The organism is Candidatus Avoscillospira sp. LCP25S3_F1, assembly GCF_052117125.1.
Lineage (GTDB): Bacteria > Bacillota > Clostridia > Oscillospirales > Oscillospiraceae > Avoscillospira_A.
The window spans coordinates 71,265-89,135 of sequence record NZ_JBQKJT010000007.1 but is presented as its reverse complement, the minus strand read 5'-3'; the positions used below and the strand labels follow the sequence as shown (position 1 = coordinate 89,135).

18 protein-coding genes are annotated in these 17,871 nt (G+C 55.9%); 7 read left to right on the top strand and 11 right to left on the bottom strand.

The window, feature by feature from the left end; all coding sequences use genetic code 11:
- Positions 1–7 precede the first annotated feature (7 nt).
- The 3 genes from ACTQ33_RS08020 to ACTQ33_RS08010 form a co-directional block, all read right to left on the bottom strand.
- Positions 8–949 carry an AAA family ATPase gene (locus ACTQ33_RS08020; RefSeq protein WP_441463712.1) on the bottom strand — a complete coding sequence of 314 codons (942 nt, stop codon included), beginning with the start codon at positions 947–949 and terminating at the stop codon, positions 8–10.
- Positions 950–1,010: 61 nt separating this feature from the next.
- Positions 1,011–1,745 (bottom strand): type 1 glutamine amidotransferase, encoded by a 735-nt coding sequence (locus tag ACTQ33_RS08015; protein WP_441463710.1) that lies wholly within the window; start codon positions 1,743–1,745, stop codon positions 1,011–1,013.
- Between the two features lie 11 nt (positions 1,746–1,756).
- On the bottom strand, positions 1,757–3,127 hold the full coding sequence (locus ACTQ33_RS08010; protein ID WP_441463708.1) for a MurT ligase domain-containing protein: 1,371 nt from the start codon (positions 3,125–3,127) through the stop codon (positions 1,757–1,759).
- A gap of 137 nt (positions 3,128–3,264) precedes the next feature.
- Between ACTQ33_RS08010 and ACTQ33_RS08005 the strand changes: the two genes are divergently transcribed.
- Together ACTQ33_RS08005 and ACTQ33_RS08000 are read left to right on the top strand one after the other, a co-directional pair.
- Positions 3,265–4,029 (top strand): exodeoxyribonuclease III, encoded by a 765-nt coding sequence (locus ACTQ33_RS08005; RefSeq protein WP_441463706.1) that lies wholly within the window; start codon positions 3,265–3,267, stop codon positions 4,027–4,029.
- Entirely contained in the window at positions 4,029–5,114 is a 1,086-nt protein-coding gene (locus ACTQ33_RS08000) for an NlpC/P60 family protein (RefSeq protein ID WP_441463925.1), read from the top strand. Before ACTQ33_RS08005 ends, ACTQ33_RS08000 begins: the two co-directional genes overlap by 1 nt.
- 50 nt (positions 5,115–5,164) lie before the next feature.
- Here ACTQ33_RS08000 and ACTQ33_RS07995 read toward each other — a convergent pair whose 3' ends face one another.
- The 4 genes from ACTQ33_RS07995 to ACTQ33_RS07980 form a co-directional block, all read right to left on the bottom strand.
- A complete protein-coding gene (locus ACTQ33_RS07995) occupies positions 5,165–5,662 on the bottom strand; it encodes a hypothetical protein (RefSeq protein WP_441463704.1) in 498 nt (165 codons plus the stop codon).
- A gap of 59 nt (positions 5,663–5,721) precedes the next feature.
- Complete coding sequence (locus ACTQ33_RS07990) at positions 5,722–6,222, bottom strand: hypothetical protein (protein WP_441463702.1); 501 nt, start codon at positions 6,220–6,222, stop codon at positions 5,722–5,724.
- 53 nt (positions 6,223–6,275) lie between these two features.
- Positions 6,276–6,629, bottom strand: a complete 354-nt coding sequence (locus ACTQ33_RS07985; RefSeq protein ID WP_441463700.1) for a type II toxin-antitoxin system PemK/MazF family toxin — start codon at positions 6,627–6,629, stop codon at positions 6,276–6,278.
- A 156-nt stretch (positions 6,630–6,785) separates the two neighbouring features.
- A complete protein-coding gene (locus ACTQ33_RS07980; RefSeq protein ID WP_441463698.1) occupies positions 6,786–7,361 on the bottom strand; it encodes a hypothetical protein in 576 nt (191 codons plus the stop codon).
- Between the two features lie 412 nt (positions 7,362–7,773).
- Between ACTQ33_RS07980 and pheS the strand changes: the two genes are divergently transcribed.
- The 5 genes from pheS to ACTQ33_RS07955 all read left to right on the top strand — a co-directional run bounded on the left by pheS (position 7,774) and on the right by ACTQ33_RS07955 (position 13,312).
- On the top strand, positions 7,774–8,799 hold the full coding sequence (gene pheS / locus ACTQ33_RS07975; protein ID WP_441463696.1) for a phenylalanine--tRNA ligase subunit alpha: 1,026 nt from the start codon (positions 7,774–7,776) through the stop codon (positions 8,797–8,799).
- Positions 8,800–8,817: 18 nt separating this feature from the next.
- Positions 8,818–11,532 (top strand): phenylalanine--tRNA ligase subunit beta, encoded by a 2,715-nt coding sequence (gene pheT, locus ACTQ33_RS07970; protein WP_441463694.1) that lies wholly within the window; start codon positions 8,818–8,820, stop codon positions 11,530–11,532.
- 99 nt (positions 11,533–11,631) lie between these two features.
- Positions 11,632–11,877 carry an IreB family regulatory phosphoprotein gene (locus ACTQ33_RS07965; RefSeq protein WP_441463692.1) on the top strand — a complete coding sequence of 82 codons (246 nt, stop codon included), beginning with the start codon at positions 11,632–11,634 and terminating at the stop codon, positions 11,875–11,877.
- A 219-nt stretch (positions 11,878–12,096) separates the two neighbouring features.
- Positions 12,097–12,387: a hypothetical protein gene (locus tag ACTQ33_RS07960; protein WP_441463690.1), complete on the top strand. Its 291-nt coding sequence runs from the start codon at positions 12,097–12,099 to the stop codon at positions 12,385–12,387.
- A 40-nt stretch (positions 12,388–12,427) separates the two neighbouring features.
- Positions 12,428–13,312 (top strand): C40 family peptidase, encoded by an 885-nt coding sequence (locus ACTQ33_RS07955; RefSeq protein ID WP_441463688.1) that lies wholly within the window; start codon positions 12,428–12,430, stop codon positions 13,310–13,312.
- A gap of 113 nt (positions 13,313–13,425) precedes the next feature.
- Here the strand turns inward: ACTQ33_RS07955 and yajC are convergent, their stop codons facing one another.
- From yajC to ACTQ33_RS07935, 4 genes are all read right to left on the bottom strand, one after another.
- On the bottom strand, positions 13,426–13,752 hold the full coding sequence (gene yajC, locus ACTQ33_RS07950) for a preprotein translocase subunit YajC (RefSeq protein ID WP_441463686.1): 327 nt from the start codon (positions 13,750–13,752) through the stop codon (positions 13,426–13,428).
- A 66-nt stretch (positions 13,753–13,818) separates the two neighbouring features.
- Positions 13,819–14,949 carry a tRNA guanosine(34) transglycosylase Tgt gene (gene tgt, locus ACTQ33_RS07945; RefSeq protein WP_441463684.1) on the bottom strand — a complete coding sequence of 377 codons (1,131 nt, stop codon included), beginning with the start codon at positions 14,947–14,949 and terminating at the stop codon, positions 13,819–13,821.
- A 20-nt stretch (positions 14,950–14,969) separates the two neighbouring features.
- Positions 14,970–16,004 (bottom strand): tRNA preQ1(34) S-adenosylmethionine ribosyltransferase-isomerase QueA, encoded by a 1,035-nt coding sequence (gene queA / locus ACTQ33_RS07940; protein WP_441463682.1) that lies wholly within the window; start codon positions 16,002–16,004, stop codon positions 14,970–14,972.
- Positions 16,005–16,022: 18 nt separating this feature from the next.
- Entirely contained in the window at positions 16,023–17,729 is a 1,707-nt protein-coding gene (locus tag ACTQ33_RS07935; RefSeq protein ID WP_441463680.1) for a SpoIID/LytB domain-containing protein, read from the bottom strand.
- Between the last annotated feature and the right edge of the window lie 142 nt (positions 17,730–17,871).

Here is a 17,871-nt window from a genome sequence, read left to right as displayed (position 1 = left end):
CGGGCTGTCATGGCTTCTGTCCCAGTCGGGGCATTGGAACCGTGTGCAGTACCTCTCTTAGTGCCGTTGCACTGGACTCCTGTCCTCCGGTAACCGGAATCATCCGGTGGGCCAGCGTATCCAGGAGCAATCTCTGTACATCCTCCGGCACCACATAATCCCGGCCCTGCAAAAAGGCGTAGGCCCGGCTGATGGCCGCCAGGGACAGTGTCGCCCGGGGGCTGCCGCCCTGGAGAATGGCCGGATGGTTCCGCGTAGCCCCCACCAACGCCACCAGATACTCCAACACCTGATCCGACAAATGAACCTGTTCCACCATTTGCCGCAGACGCAGCAGTTCCTCATGACTTAGAACCTGCCGCACCGTTTCCAGGGACGCACCCTGCTGCTTGCGCCGCAGCATTTCCACCTCGTCGTCTGGTGTCGGATAGCCGATAGACAGCCGCACCATGAACCGGTCCAGCTGGGAATCCGGCAGCAGCTGTGTGCCGGACGCGCCCACGGGGTTCTGTGTGGCGATGACCACAAAGGGCTTGGGAATTTCGTGGGTCACACCATCCACCGTCACCCGTCCTTCCTCCATGGCTTCCAGCAGCGCCGACTGGGTGCGGCTGGTGGCACGGTTCAGTTCATCGGCCAGAAACAGATTGCACAGCAGCGCACCGGGCTGGTACTCCAGCTGGCCTGTAGCCCGGTTGACCATGGAAAAGCCCGTCAAATCCGACGGCATCACATCAGGCGTAAACTGTACCCGGCCATATTCCAAGCCAAGCGCCCGGGAAAATCCCAGGGCCATGGTGGTTTTACCCACGCCGGGGATATCCTCCAGCAGGATATGGCCTCCGGCCAAAATTGCCATAAGGACCTTGGCCAGAATGGCATCTTTGCCGACAATGACCTTCTTCACTTCGGCCACCACAGAGATGGCCTGCCTCGCTGTCTCTGTCAAACAGCTCCCTCCTTCTTATGAAAACGGCGGAACGCCTCCGCGCTCCGCCGACATTCTGTTGCTACTTTGCTGCTTGCAGTCGGTTTTTCATATAGAGATGGGCAGTCTGCTCCAACGTATCATCCAGTGGCTCCAACTGCACTGTACCGTATTTATATGCCAGAGCCGTGGTCAAGATATGGTCGCACAGCACCGGATTTTTCGGCAGCAGACAGCCATGGGAATAGGTGGCAAATACATTGTTGTACCGGGCGCCCTCTCCCCCGTCTTCACCGTTGTTGCCGTGGCCGACCAGGATTTTCCCCATGGGCCGTACGCCGCTGCCCAGATACGTCTTGCCCGAGTGGTTTTCAAATCCTACCACGGTCTGGCCGTTCAGCTCCTCGCAGGTAAACATATAATTTCCAATCATGCGCTCCTTGGAGCCAATGGTGTACAAATCCAACGCGCCGATAAAATCGCACTGGACACCATCCCATGTTTTATAGTAAGCCCCCAGCATTTGATAGCCGCCGCAGATGGCCAAAAAGGATTTACCATCGGCAATCGCCGCCTTGATCTCGTCGGCCTTGCCGCCGCCCAGATCGCCCAGCAGGACCTCCTGCTCAAAATCCTGGCCGCCGCCGATGAAAAACAGGTCATAGTCGGCAGCGTGTAAAGGCTCACCGATGGATACGCCTGTTGTGACCACATCGATACCTCGCCAGTGAAGACGGTGCTCCATGCAGATGACGTTGCCCCGGTCTCCGTAGAGGTTGAGAACGTCAGGATAGAGATGACAGATTTTCAGTTCCATGGCGTCCTCCCTTATTCCCAGAAATCCTTGAACCCGTACGTCTTGCTGATGCGTTCCCGCAGACCCAGCATGGCCGTATAGGTGGGCATGATATAGACAGGCTTGTCCTGTGCGATACACGTTTGAATCAGTTGATCGTAGTCCTTGATGACCTGGAGTTTCTCCAGGGGCAGACCGGCGTACTTGAAGCGGATGGCCATGTCGTCGGCCCGAACGCCGGAGACAATGAGGCCGCTGAGCTTGTCACCCATATTCACAACCCGTTCAAAGTCCACATCCCAAATCCAGCTGACGTCCTTTCCGTCCTGGGCCCGGTCATTGAGGCAGACCACAAACAGAGACGGCTCAGTTGTGTTGGTCAGGAAATTCAGCACCTGATTACAGCCGGCGGGGTTTTTAATCAGAATCATTCGCAGGCTGCGGCCCTCAATGTCAAACTTCTCCATCCGGCCGAAACCACAGGCAAAGGACGACAAGGACTTGGAGACGGTTTCCAAATCCAGGCCCAGCGCCTTGCCACAGGCCATCGTGGCGCAGGCGTTATAGATGTTGTAGCCGCCGGGAAGATTGACTGTGGTATCGTAGGTCTTGCCGTCGGCGGTCATGACCACCTCCGACTTCTCTGTGTCGGTAGAACGAACCTCCGTCACGGAAACATCGGTCTTTGGACGGCTGTAGCCGCAAGCTGGGCAACGATAACCGCCCAAATGGCCATAAGTCACATAATCATAGACATATTCATGCTTGCAGCGGATGCAGTAGGGGGCGTCGGACAGCTCCGCCACCCGCTCCTTATAAATGGGAACATCCACACCGTAGAACAACACAGGGTTGTCCACTTCGTCGGCCAGGGACCGGGAAAGAGAGTCGTCGGCGTTAAAACACAAGGTGGCGTTTTTGCTGTTTCCGATACCGATGCGGATATTGTCCAGAGTGTGGGTCACCTCGCCGTAGCGGTCCAGCTGATCTCGGAACACATTGGTCACCACCACCACCTTGGCATCCACATAGCGGCTGATGGCCTTGAAAGCCGCCTCGTCAGCCTCAATGAGGGCATAGGGGTACCGGCACTTGCCCGTCAGGGACGAGTGCATGGCAAATTCCGCAGTGACGCCGCTGAGAAGGTTGGCGCCGGACTTGTTGGCAAAGAAAGAAATTCCAGAATCGGTCAAGGCCTGTTCAATCATACGGGAGGTAGTGGTCTTGCCGTTGGTGCCCGTGACGAGAATGGTCGTCACGTCCTTTGCCAGCGTGCCCAGCAGATGGGGACACAGCTTCAGTGCAACGCGGCCGGGAAAGTCCGTGCCGCCCCGGCCCAGGAGCCGAATGGCGAACCGGGCCAGTTTGCAGGATAGAATGGAAAAAAATACAGAAACTTTCATGGTATGGATTATAACACGAATTCTCGCCGTTTACAACCATGGGACCATGGCCGAAAAATCCAGTTGCACAACGGCATTGAATTTGTTACAATCTGTAACAGCATGAAATATTTTGTCGATTTGGAGGAATGGATTCCATGCGTTTCGTATCGTGGAACGTCAACGGTCTCCGAGCGTGCTTGCAGAAAGAGTTTCTCACCTCGTTTGCCGCGCTGGATGCCGACTGTTTCTGTCTACAGGAGACGAAACTACAGGCGGGTCAACTGGAACTGGAGCTGCCCGGTTATTATCAATACTGGAATTACGCTGAGAAAAAGGGTTATTCCGGCACAGCCATTTTCACAAAAACTGAACCATTGTCCGTCACCTATGGTGTGGGGGTTCCGGAGCTGGACACCGAGGGGCGGCTGATTACCCTGGAATTTGCATCGTTCTATCTGGTTACCTGCTACACGCCCAATGCCCAGGACGGTCTCAAACGCCTCGACCACCGCATGGCCTGGGATGATGCTTTCCGGTCCTATCTGGCCGCGCTGGACGCCCAAAAGCCCGTCATTGCCTGCGGCGATCTCAATGTGGCCCATCAAGAGATCGACCTGAAAAATCCAGGCCCCAACCGGGGCAACGCCGGTTTCTCCGACGAGGAGCGCGGCAAGTTCACCGATCTGTTAGCCACCGGGTTCACGGATACGTTCCGCCATCTGCACCCTGACGCCACCGGCGCCTATTCCTGGTGGAGTTACCGGTTCAACGCCCGCAAGAACAATGCTGGATGGCGTATTGACTATTTCCTGGTTTCCAACCGCATGGCCGGCGCCGTAACTGACGCCGCCATCCATAGCGATATTTTCGGTTCCGACCACTGCCCTGTCAGCATCACATGCAAGGAGGATACACTGTGATGATCAAAACACTGTTTCGCCGCGGTACAGCGCTGCTTTTGACGCTGGCCGCCGTTCTATCTCTGACGGTTCCCACGCTGGCCTTTACCAATGCCAGCGATTGGGCCCTCTCCAACCTCAACGAAGCCCAAATGCTGGACCTGCTGCCAGATGCCCTGGCCAATGCCGATATGAGCATTGACATCAACCGCATGGAGATGTGCTATATCGCCACCCTGGCCTATGAAAAACTTACCGGTAATACCCCCCACCCCAACCGCACCGATTACTTCACCGATACCAACGACCCCCTGGTCTGTGCCGCCTATGAAATCGGTATTGTGGGCGGTTATCCCGACGGTACCTTCCGTCCCAATCAGCTCCTGACGAGACAGGAATTTTTCGTCATTATTTCCAACCTCAACCGCTGCGTCAATATGCCCATTCATTTGACCAAGGATTATTTGGCCGGTTTTATCGACCGCGATGAGGTCGGCACCTGGGCAGAGTCCGCTGCGCAGGAGGTCGTCGGCTTGGGTATCGTTGGCGGCACTACCGCCGGAAACGCCACCTATTTGGACCCCACCAGCACCACCTCCCGTCAGCAGGCCATTGTCATGTTCCTGCGGTGCTATAAAAATGCCCAGGCTTTTCTGAACACCGACTGGCTGACAGAGGAAGAAGTCAAAAAGCTGGAAGAAGCCGCCAAGGAAGAAGCCGCTTCCTCCGAGGCCGCGCAGTTGGTCAGTTACGCCCTGGGGTTCGTGGGCTGCGACTACGTCTTCGGCGGCAACGGTCCCACAGTGTTCGACTGCTCCGGCTTCACCAAGTATGTCTATGCACACTTCGGCTACTCCATCAACCGTGTGGCCAACGATCAGGTGAAAAACGGTGTCTCTGTGTCCTTCAACCAGCTGCAGCCCGGCGACCTGATCTGCTTCAGCAACACCTACTCCTCCAGCGCCTGGATCACCCATGTAGGCATTTACATCGGCGACGGCAAGATGGTCCACGCCGCCAACACCACCCGCGGCGTCACCGTGGATACCATTACATCCGGTTATTACTACAATCACTTCGCAGCCGCCCGCCGCATTCTCAACTAAGACCCAACATAAAAACGGATGCTGTCCCACACGGTACAGCATCCGTTTTTTTACGACGGTTCCGACCTTGGCCGCCATTCCTCCGGCAGCTGGTCGGTGTCCAAGACCATCCAGGTCCGCCCATCCAACTCCGTGGGCGTACAATACCGCAGCACCGGCAGATAGTCCACCGGCTCTCCACGGTGATACGGCAGCGCCAGAAGCAATTTGCCATTGGACTGTCTGGCACGGCCGCCCGCCACCGTCACCGGTCCCACGGCTCCCTGCCATGGTTGCCATGCGCCGGGCGGTCCGCCAACGGTCACCGTCTCCAAACGGTCCAGCGGACAGGCTGAGCAGGCAAACCGCCGGTCCAATGTCAGCTGTCCCCCCTCCGGCATCAATACGCCCAGGAGCACGTCCTGCCCGTCCACTGTACCGTAGGCCCGCAGGACCTCTGAGGACACGGTTTCACAGACGCAGCGAATCCGGTGGTACAATCCTTCCCGCGTCACGGTGGCATGGCCCACGGTATCGCCGCCATAGCGCATGGGGATTTCTCGTTCCATACAAAACACCTCCCGTTCTCCATGTTCCATGGATATGCGGGAGGTGTCTGGATATTCCATTACTTTACCAACAGCTTGGCCGTGCCGGTGGCCTCCAGAACACAGTCGGCCCCGGCTACATACAGGTGATTGGCCGTCAAACTGCCGCCGGCGGAGACCGCTGTACCAGCGGTAACATCGGTGAGACCGCTGCCCACCGCTTTGACCGAGCCGCTGAGCACCAGCACTTCCCCGCCGGTCCGGACAGTGAACTGCTGCCCGGCCGTCAGAGACTGGGTGGAAAAGTCGTTCTTCTCCGCCGTCACTGTCTGGCCGCTCATGGTTCCCTTCAGTTCGGAAACCTGTTGGGAAAAGCTGGACGACAATTTCTGGCTTTCCGCCTGGATATCTGCCTCCACATCCTTGAGGAGATTGGTCCGGTACGTCCCCGTCAGGTAGCTGAGGCTTACCAGAGGGTCCGATGCGGTATTGTTGCCGGAGACGGCCATGGTCAGGCCCACAACCGCTGTGACAGCCACGGCAATGCCGAAAATTTTTAGACAGATGCGATGTTGTTTCATGGATGGTTTCCTCTCAAACTACGTGTCGATAGTTTGATTATAGCGGAAATCCCTTAGTTGTGCAAGCCAAAACTGACAGCGATGGCCGAGTCCACTCGATCCATCAGTTCCGGGTCCAGCCGTCCCATATGTTCCCGCAGCCGTCGCTTGTCAATGGTCCGGATCTGTTCCAGCAGCACCACCGAGTCCTTGGTCAGGCCCACATTATGACCCGCCAGGTCGATGTGCGTCGGCAGCTTTGCTTTTCCCGTCTGGCTGGTGATGGCCGCCGCGATCACCGTTGGTGAGTGGCGGTTTCCCATATCGTTCTGCACGATGAGCACCGGGCGAGTCCCGCCCTGCTCACTGCCCACCACGGGGCTCAGGTCGGCGTAAAAAATGTCGCCGCGTTTCACGTTGGTATCCATAGGCTTCACACTCCGCGAAAAAATGTTCCCAACGTTACACACCCCGGTGAAGCGGTATGTAACGTGGTCAACCATATTCTCCCACGCAGTGACCGGATCTATACCGTTCTTCGGCTCCCGCATCATTCTATGTCTGTCCCGTTCGGTCGGACCCTGTTATTCCATGGCAAAATTGGAAAGTTCCGCCTGCAATATACAGATGCCTTCATAGTAGACCTCGGCCCACAAAGGCACGCCCGCTTCATCGAAGGCCGTGTACACCGTCAGCGCGTCCTGCTCATATCCCACCTGGTAGGTGACGAGGAATCCGCTGTCCGCCGCTGTCTGGGACTCAATATACCCACCGGTCCATGCCTGCCCCAGCAGCTGGGGCAGTGCCAGGGGCGCTGTCTTACCACTGGCCAGTGTGCCCAATTCCAGAGCCGTACCGTCAAAGGCCACTGTCCCGTCCGTTCCCTCCATGGTTGCTGTGATGCCGGCAATGGACTCCGGTTCCATCACCGTCAATTCCGCCCGGTCCGTCCGGGGCTCATAGACACAGTCAAGGCCAAAGGTATAGACCCGCTCTCCATAGTCCGCCGTTGCCTGGGCGGTAAAGCTGCATTGGTCCACCGCCAACAGATCGGTACGGAACGACAACGCCTCCTGTACCGGCGATGTCTCCTCGCCTCCACAGGCCGCCAGAGTCAGGCAAAGCCCCGCCGCTACAGCCCCTTTCCAGATTTTTCTCATGGTTTTCACCTCCGCTGATCCACTGGGGACACAGCGTGTCCCATCTGCAAGGATATTTATGCAAACGTCCCAGGTTTATTCCATTTTGGAGGTTGCATCTTTCCAGAGGCTGTGCTAGAATACTACTTGATATGAAAAAAGCGATGAACGGGCTGCCGCCCATCGTCGGAACAGGTACAGAGAGGACCGGCTGCTGGGAAGGTTCCCTGTTCGATGGAAGGCTTTCTCCCGGGAGTTGCCCCTTGAAGCCCTATGCGGGTGGTAGAGCGGGCCGGGTCACTCCGTTAAAGGTTTTAAGTGCGCTGTCAGGCGAATTGCGGGTGGTACCGCGGAAGCATAGCTTTCGTCCCCTTTGGGGAGGAAGGCTTTTTTTATTGCCTGAAGTCACAGTTTGATGATAAGGAGAACGACTATGAAAGAACAGCTTGAATCGATCCGTCGCCAAGCATTGGACGCCGTAGCCGCTGCCGCCGATCCGGCCCAGCTGGAGGAACTGCGGGTCCGCTTTCTCGGCAAAAAGGGTGAACTGACCACCGTTTTGAAACAGATGGGCAAGCTCTCTGCAGAGGAGCGCCCTGTCATGGGCCAGATTGCCAACGATGTCCGCGCCGCCATTGAGTCGGCCATGGAGACCGCCAAAAAGGAACTGGTGGCCAAGGCATTGGAACAGCGGCTTCTGGATGAGGCTCTGGATGTGACGGTTCCCGGCACCGAAGCCAAAATCGGTCACCGTCACCCCATGTATATCGCCCTGGATGAAATTAAAGAAATCTTTATCGGCATGGGCTTTACGGTCCTGGACGGCCCCGAGGTAGAGCTGGCCGAGCTGAACTTCGACCGTCTCAATGCCGAAGAGGGCCATCCCTCCCGCGACTGGTCCGACACATTCTATTTTGATACCGACAGTCGTGTGATGCTGCGGTCCCAGACCAGCCCCATGCAGGTCCGTGCCATGGACACCATGGATCTGCCCATCCGCATCATCGCCCCCGGCCGCGTCTACCGCAAAGACGAGGTGGACGCCACCCACTCCCCCATGTTCCATCAGGTGGAGGGCATGGTCATCGACAAGAACGTCACCATGGCTGATCTGAAAGGCACCCTCAATACCGTTGTGGAACAGCTCTATGGCAAGGGCACCAAGACCCGTTTCCGGCCCCACCACTTCCCCTTCACCGAGCCCTCCTGTGAGATGGATGTCCAGTGTCACAAGTGCGGCGGCGTGGGCTGTCCCACCTGCAAAGGCGAGGGCTGGATTGAGCTCTTGGGCGCCGGTATGATTCACCCCAGAGTGCTGGAGATGAGCGGCATCGACCCCAACGAGTATTCCGGCTGGGCCTTCGGCATTGGCCTGGAGCGTACCGCCATGCGCCGCTTCAAGATCGCCGACCTGCGTCTGATCTTTGAGAACGACGTGCGGTTCCTGGAGCAGTTTTAAGAAGGGAGCGTAGGAAACATGAATCTGAGCAGAAAGTGGCTCCGCGAGTTTGTCTCCGTGGATGCTGATGATAAAGACTTCGCCGAAACCATGACCCTCTCCGGCTCCAAGGTGGAAACCACCGAAGACCTGGGTGCGGAGATTTCCAATGTCGTTGTGGGCCGTCTCCTGTCTATGGAGCGCCATCCCGACTCCGACCACATGTGGGTCTGCCAGGTGGAGGTGGGCCAAAGTGAGCCCATCCAGATTGTCACCGGCGCGTGGAATATTCATCCCGGCGATCTGATGCCCGTGGCTCTGCACAAATCCACCTTGCCCGGCGGCGTAAAGATTCAGAAAGGCAAGCTGCGCGGCATGGTATCCAACGGTATGTTCTGCGGCCTCTCCGAACTGGGTTTGGATGAGCGGGATTTTCCCTACGCCGCCATCACCCCCGCCGCCATTTTGGGCGACTATAAGCCTTTGGACAAGGACAAGCCCTCGATCCCCGCTGATATTCAGCCGGGTCACAAAATTTATGGCCCCGTGGTGGCTGCCAAGGTTCTGGCATGCAAACCTCTGGGCAACGGCACTTTCCATATTTCCGTGAACCTGGGTGACACCACGGCTGAGACCGACACTATGTGCCCCAACATCCATGCCGATGACCTGGTGGCTTACAACACCAAGGACAACGCCATTTGCACTCTGACAGACCTCCACGCCCAACAGGCGGAGTTCCCCCACTGCATCCCCGACGGCATTTTTGTCCTACAGGAAGAGGGTATTGCCCCCGGCGACGACATCAAGCCAATCATCGGCGCCGACGATCATGTGGTGGAGTTTGAAATCACCCCGAACCGTCCCGACTGCCTTTCCGTCATCGGTCTGGCCCGGGAGGTAGCCGCTACCTATGATGAGCCCATGAACCTCCACACCCCTGTGGTAAAAGGCGGCGGCAGCGGTAACCTGATGGAACTGCTGGACGTGGAGACCCCCGACCCGGAGCTGTGCCCCCGGTATACAGCCCGCATGGTTCGCAACGTCAAGATTGCTCCCTCCCCCAAGTGGATGCGGGAGCGGCTCCGCGCCATGGGCGTCCGTCCCATCAATAACATTGTGGATATCACCAATTACGTTATGTTGGAGTACGGCCAGCCCATGCACGCCTTCGATTACCGTTACGTCAAGGGCGGCAAAATCATTGTGCGCCGGGCTAAGAACGGCGAGGAACTGACCACCCTGGACGGCAATGTCCGCAAACTCAATTCCTCCATGCTGGTCATTGCCGACGACGAGCGTGCCGTCGGTCTGGCCGGCATCATGGGTGGTGAGAACAGCGAAATCGTGGACGATACCGTGGACGTGGTTTTTGAATCCGCCAACTTCAACGGCACCGCCATTCGCAAGGCCGCATTGGCCCTGGGTATGCGCACCGAGGCCAGCGCCAAGTTTGAAAAGGGCCTGGACCCCCTGAATACCTTGCCTGCCGTGGACCGTGCCTGTGAGCTGGTGGAACTGCTGGGCGCCGGTGAAGTGCTGGACGGCGTTATTGATATTCTCAACTATGTGCCCCAGGAGCACACCATCCGTATGGACCCCGACCGGGTCAACGCTCTGCTTGGCACCGACATTCCCGCCGTAGATATGTACCAGTATCTGGAGCGGGTGAGCATTGTCACCAAGAAGAAGGATTTCCCCAACGGCCCCGCCGATGTGGTGATTCCCTCCTGGCGTGCCGATGTGGTCGGAATTGCCGACTTAGCCGAAGAGGTGGCCCGATTCTACGGTTACAACAAAATCCCCTGCACCCTGATGCGGGGCCAAACCACTTTGGGCGGTTATTCTCCCGAAGAGACGCTGGAGCGCCGTCTGGGCAGCCTGTGCCGTGCCATGGGCTACGATGAGATCATCACCTATTCCTTTATTTCTCCCACCTGCTACGACAAAATCCGCTGGCCTCAGGCGGACGCTCGCCGTCAGTCTTTTAAAATCCTCAACCCCCTGGGCGAGGACACCTCCATCATGCGGACCACGGTGCTGCCCTCTATGTTGGACATCCTGACCCGAAACTACAACTATCGCAACCAGAACGTAAAACTGTACGAGGTAGGCCGCATCTATTTGCCCGACGGTAAAGACGGGCTGGCCAACGAGCAAAAGGTCCTTTCCATGGGTGCCTACGGCAGCGATATGGATTTCTATGCCCTCAAAGGCGCTGTGGAAGCAATCCTCGACGATCTGCGGGCCGAAAACGTGCAGTTTACCGCTCCCGCTGTTTCCAATCCCTCCTATCATCCCGGCCGCTGCGCTGAAGTCTTTGTGGACGGCTGCCGCGTCGGTGTGTTGGGACAGGTTCATCCTTTGGTGGCTCAGGATTACGGAGTGGACGCCGCGTTCTACTGCGCTGAACTGGACTTCTCCCAGCTGATGGCCGCCCAGGGCGCTGATCCGGAATACGTTCCCCTGCCCAAGTTCCCCGCTGTCACCCGTGACCTGGCACTGGTCTGCGATGAGTCTGTCACCGTGGGCGCCTTGGAGAATTGCATCGCCGCTGCCGGCGGTAAGCTGCTGCGGAAAGTCACGTTCTTTGACGTCTACCGCGGCAAAGGTATCGATGCGGGCAAAAAGTCTGTCGCTTTTTCCCTGGAGCTGCGCGCTGATGACAAAACCCTCAGCGATGAAGACATTGCTCCCGTCATTTCCAAGGTCCTCGGCGCTCTGGAAGAGCAGCTGCACGCAGTGCTCCGCTGAGATCGGACAAGCTTTCCGGCTGTGTCGGTGGAAGTTTTCCTTTACAACGCATCATTTCTATTATATGATAGGAGTATTCCAGGTAAGGAGGCAGACCGTATGGATGATAATACGATCAAGTTTGTGGTCCCCGATGAATCTACGGCGGAGATGAAGCAGATCCTGACGTCTGTTTACCGTTCTCTCAGCGAAAAGGGCTATAATCCCATCAATCAGATTGTAGGGTATTTGCTCTCTGAGGACCCGACGTATATCACCAACTTCAACAACGCCCGCAGTCTCATCTGCAAACTGGATCGGGATGATCTTTTGCAGGAGCTGGTCCGTCACTATCTGTTCGACTGACCGCCGGCCGGCGTCGAAGAAGGGGAACCTCGGTTCCCCTTCTTGTTTTCTGTTTGTAACCTTTCCATGCAGATTTTCCCCAATCAATCACATCCATTTCCTTTTTTGTGAAAAATTTCAAAAATAATTGGACCAAAGTGTAATGTTATGTCAATTACCTATTGACAAGTGGGATACAATGTGTTACAATTTGGTTACATTTTAATCAGGAGGGTAACAATGTCTGAGAAAAATGCAGTTCTGAAGTACAAGGGCCGTCCCCTGCTGCGGAAGGACAATGTTGTTTATTACGGCAATATGAGCGACTCCCATATTGTGATGCTGCAGATCCTCGAGTCCAAGAAAGACGGTGATCTGGAGCTGGCCACCAAGGTTTCTGTACAGTTACAGCTGACGGACCCCGACGCCAAGCCTCGGGAGCGCATTGTTAAGAAGAGTGAAAAAGACGGTTTTTACACGGCATTGGATGTGGGCTGTGTATGGCTCGATCGGGCTCTTGCCGCTAAGTAAGTTTCATGGAATCTGCAAATGAGAGAGGTATCGAAGTAGAATGAACCGAGCAAAACGTCTGTTGATCCTGTCCACGATGGCGGTTGCCGCCACAGCCGCCATTTCCATCAGCGCTTCCGCCACGGAATTGAAAACCGGCATCGGTGTTGTGGAGACCAGCCTGCGTCTGCGGGAATCGGCCTCCGCCAATTCCGACACCATTTCCATCGCCTCCCCTGGCGACAACGTGGTCATCATCCGTGAGGTCGACGGCTGGTATCTGGTGGATTACAATCTGGATATCGGCTATATGAGCGCGGATTACATAACCTTCAAGGAACGGGAAAACGTGGAGCTCGGCGACGGTCGAATCAATACTTCCAGCGTTAACCTGCGGTCGCAGCCCTCCTCCTCCAGCGATCTGGTCTGCCAGATGCAGTATGGCGATGAGGCGTATATCATCGGATTCAACTGCGGCTGGTACAAGGTCCAGTATGAGGGACAAACCGGTTATATCAGAAGCGATCTGATGGAGTTGACGGAAAAGCCCATCTATAACTCTTCCGCCGGTTCTTCGGTCAGTGTTGGCCAGCAGGCTGCCGATCTGGGTATGCAGTATCTCGGTGTCCCCTATGTCTGGGGCGGCACAACGCCTTCCGGCTTTGACTGCTCCGGCTTTACCCGTTACGTCTACAAGCAGTTGGGTTACACCATCAACCGTACCGCCGGCCAGCAGCTGGGCAACGGTTACGCCGTCAGCAGCCTGCAGCCCGGTGATTTGGTGTTCTTTGACAATACGTACGCCACCAGTGCCGCCGCTTCCCATGTGGGAATCTACATCGGCAACAACCAGTTTGTGCATGCTGCCTCTGGTGGTGTCAAGGTTACCAACCTCAGCGACAGCTACTATGCCAGCCGCTATATCGGCGCCAGAAGAATTGCCTGATAAAAAACTCCGACAGTCCGGTTGGTACTGTCGGAGTTTTTCTGTTTTGATTCCCTGTCCCCTGCCGGACAGCTAAAAAACGGTACCGCATGAAGCGCGGTACCGTTTTCTGCTTACTTCTTTTTCTTCTTCTCTGCTCTGGCATCTTCTCTAGCCTTAGCAGCAGCCTTCTCCGCTGTCTCGTTGCTGGAAATGGCCCACTTGGCCAGCTCCATACGGACGCGGTCGGCACTGGTCTCAATGACGATGTTGTCGTCCTTGATGTGCACCACTTCACCGACGATACCGCCAATCGTGATGATCTTGTCGCCAACCTTCAGCGCATCGCGCATTTCCTGCATGGCTTTCTTCTTCTTGTTTTCGGGACGAATCACGAAGAAGTAGAACACCAGGATCACGACAGCAAACATCATGATGGTTGACATTGCTTCTGCACCCATTTTGTTACCTCCATTCGGGCATTTGCTTTATTATAGCCAATATTATCTCTGTTTTCAAGGGGAATTTTAAATTTTCTGCGCCAGTTTTTCCGAGTACTCCGCACGAAACGCATCAAATTGATCGTTGTCCAGTGCATCACGAATCTTCTGCATCAGCTGGTTATAAAAATACAGATTGTGCATGACGGACAACCGCATGGCCAGCATCTCCTCTGCCTTAAACAAGTGGCGGAGATAGGCGCGGGAATACCGTCTGCACACCGGACAGTCGCACTGGGCATCAATTGGACCTTCATCCCGCTCATACTTGGCGTTCTTTAAATTGATGGAACCACTCCAGGTAAAGAGCTTTGCATGGCGGGCGTTACGGGCCGGCATGACGCAGTCGAAGAAGTCCACACCACGTGCCACAGCCTCAATGATATTGGACGGGGTCCCAACACCCATGAGGTATCTGGGGCGGTCTGCGGGCATCCAGGGTTCCACTGCTTCAATGATATGGTACATGACCTCCGTGGGTTCGCCCACCGCCAGTCCGCCAATGGCATAACCAGCCAGGTTCAGCTTGGCGATTTCTTTCATATGCCACATCCGCAGATCATCATAGGTGCCGCCCTGGTTGATGCCGAACAGCACCTGCCCGGGATTCACTGTGCCGGGTAGCCCATTGAGCCGGTCCAACTCGTTTTTGCAGCGCACCAGCCAGCGGTATGTCCGCTCACAGGACCGCTTTACATAATCATAGGGAGCAGGATTTTCAATGCATTCGTCAAAGGCCATGGCAATGTCGGAGCCCAGGTTGGACTGAATTTGCATGCTCTCTTCGGGGCCCATAAAGATCTTCCGACCGTCTACATGGGAGGCAAAATGGACACCCTCTTCCTTGATTTTCCGCAAACTGGCCAGGGAAAACACCTGGAAGCCGCCGGAATCAGTAAGCATAGGACCATCCCAGGTCATAAACTTGTGCAGGCCGCCCAAGTCGTGAATCAACTGGTCGCCTGGACGCACATGAAGATGGTAGGTGTTGGACAGTTCCACCTGACAACCAATGTTCTTCAAATCGGCGGCGCTGAGGGCGCCTTTAATAGCGCCCTGGGTGCCCACATTCATAAATACCGGCGTCTGTACGGTACCGTGGGGACAGGTGAACTCACCCCGGCGGGCCGTGCCGTTTTTCTTTTTTACTTGAAACAACGTCGTTCCTACTTTCTCAGTCAGATATCATTGGCAATGAACATGGCATCGCCGAAGGAGAAAAAACGATACCGCTCTTTTACCGCCTCGGCGTAGGCCGCCAAGATGTGCTCTCGTCCGGCAAAGGCTGAAACCAGCATCACCAAGGTACTCTCCGGCAGGTGGAAATTGGTAACCAGAGCATCCATCGCCTTGAACCGGTAGCCGGGATAGATGAATATTTCCGTCCAGCCGGACCGCTCCACAAAGGTGCCGTCATCATTGGCCAGAGATTCAATGGTACGGCAGGAGGTGGTTCCCACGCACACAATCCGTCCCCCTTGCCGGCGCGTCTCATTGAGGATATCCGCCGTCTCCTGGGAGATCTCACAAAATTCGCTGTGCATATGGTGGTCCGCGATTTCGTCGGCTTTGACCGGCCGGAATGTACCCAGCCCCACATGGAGCGTCACATAGGCCAGCCGAACGCCTTTGGCTTCGATCTGCTGTAACAGTTCCGGCGTGAAGTGCAGGCCCGCCGTGGGAGCGGCCGCCGAGCCGTTGATCTTGGAATAGACCGTCTGATACCGCTCGCCGTCCTCCAACTCCTCCCGGATATAGGGCGGAAGAGGCATTTTTCCCAGTTCTGCCAGCACCTCCAGAAAAATACCGGTGAACGAAAACTGCACCAATTTTTTGCCGTCTTCACCATCGCCCACCACCTTGGCCGTCAAGCGGCCGTCTCCGAAGGACAGTTCCGTCCCAATGCGGCACTTGCGGCCTGGCTTGGCCAGACACTCCCAAGTGTTGTCTCCCAGGTCCTTCAACAGCAGCACCTCCACCGCGCCGCCGGTGGGCTCCCGATGGCCCAGCAGGCGGGCTGGAATGACACGGGAATTGTTCAGCACCAGGCAGTCGCCAGGTTTGAGAAATTCCGGTAGTTCATAAAAGTGATGGTGGCCTGTTTTTCCCGTTGCCCGGTTTAACGTCAGCAGCCGGGAATGGTCCCGATGTTCCAGAGGTGTCTGGGCAATGAGTTCCTCCGGCAGTTCATAGTAAAAATCGCTGGTTTTCAAAGTCGCATCTCCATTTTCTCACTGGATCGTAATGCCAGTGTAGTAGAATTTCAGGATATCCTCATAGGTGTATCCCTGCTGTCCCATAGCATAGGCGCCCCATTGGCTCATGCCGATGTTGTGACCGTAACCGCCGCCGGTGATGATCCAGCCCTGACCGCTGCCAGTCTGTGTGCTTCCGGAACCGCTGCCGCTGCTTTCTCCGACGGTTACGGTCCCGCTGCCGGTGATGACGGTAGCAGGCGCCGTCACCTGCTGGGTCCCGCTGCCGGTGATGACGGTGATGGTATCGGATTGGGTTGTGGTGTTGCCGTCATAGACCGAAAAACTGGTGTCTCCGGTGGTGGTCGAAGCATTTCCCGACGGCTGACTGCCAATGGGCGTAATCTGGAACCGACGGCTCATATAGGTGACGCCGGACAAATTTTGCAATACCCGTACATTATCCCCGGTAAAGGTAAATTTCTTACCACTGCCGTCTGTAACGGTCAGTTCGTTGACATTACCCATAGCTGTGGTCTTCGTCACTTCCAGGCCTGTAACTGTACCGCAGTTGTATCCCCTGTTTTGCAACAAGCTTTGAATGTCAGATGGTGTCACTGTGTAACTCCAGCTTTTGCCGTTAAAAGAAATAGACGTCTCATAGGGATCCAGTTTGCCTTTGAGATACGGCACATCGCTGCCCCATGCGTTGATCGCGTCTTCCGTTGCGCCGCCGTCAGAGGAGAAGTACAGCGCCTCGATCAGTTTTCCATTATAATAGGCGCACTGGCCGCCGGTCTGTTCCACGGCGTCCAGGACCAGTTGGGCCCCTGCACCCGTATAAACACCGCGATACACCTGGCAGTCGGTGGTGTTGCAGATGTCAAAGCCCAGGGCATTGTGCTTGGTGGTGGCCCTTGAAAAAGTCCGGATGGCCACAGCACCGGCTTTCAACGATTCCAGATCGTTATTGACCACAAACTCATACGGCAGGACACCGGACACGTACAGGTCCTCATTGACAAAGTTAATGACGGAAATATCGTTGCCGCTGCGGCGCATATACTGGAATCCGCCGTAGTACCGATATCCCTTGAACCAGGTCTGCGCCCGCTCACCGCTGCTCATGGGCTGGATGCCCAGATAATCGCCGTTGTTGTCAAACTCAAACAGAATCTGTCCCGTTGCCGTATTGACAACAGTATAGCACGTCTTACTGCCGCCTACCACCTGCGCGCCGTTATAAGCTGCGGCATCTGCCTCAGCGTTAACTGCGGAAGAATAAAACTCGAACCGGACCACATATTTTCCATTGACATAGGCCGGGAAGCCGTAGGGATAGGCCGCCGCTGCCTGGGCTGCCGCCTCATAGGTGGCATAGGTATCGGGCATTTGAATATGGTAAGCGCCGATGAGCTGATAGTCCGCCGCTGTAGGGGGCTCATAAAAGCTGCCGCCGGACAGATAGAGATTGGCGTCCTTGCAGACGGTGATTTTTTCCTGAGTCGTGCTGCCAATGGGTGAAAACGTGCCGCTGCTGCTATATGTACCAAATTGATAACCGCTGCCCACCTCATTGGCCAGATTGGCCGAGGGGAGCGCGTTGCTGCCGTAATACAGACCCACACGAATGACACGGTCAGAGAATGACGCGTCAGCCTGATATGGAATATAGGCCGCAAAAAGTACACAAGTCAGAAACACCAGCCCCAATCTGGCAAATTGTCTGATTTTTTGCGTCATATTGCCCTCCATTTCGGAAAATAAAACAGAAAAAGTAGCCAATGCGCACATTGACTCCACATTAGCAATGTGATATGATGATGAAAGACAAGAGTCTCTGCCTCACGGTCACCCGTGCCATAGGCAAAGGTTATTATACCGC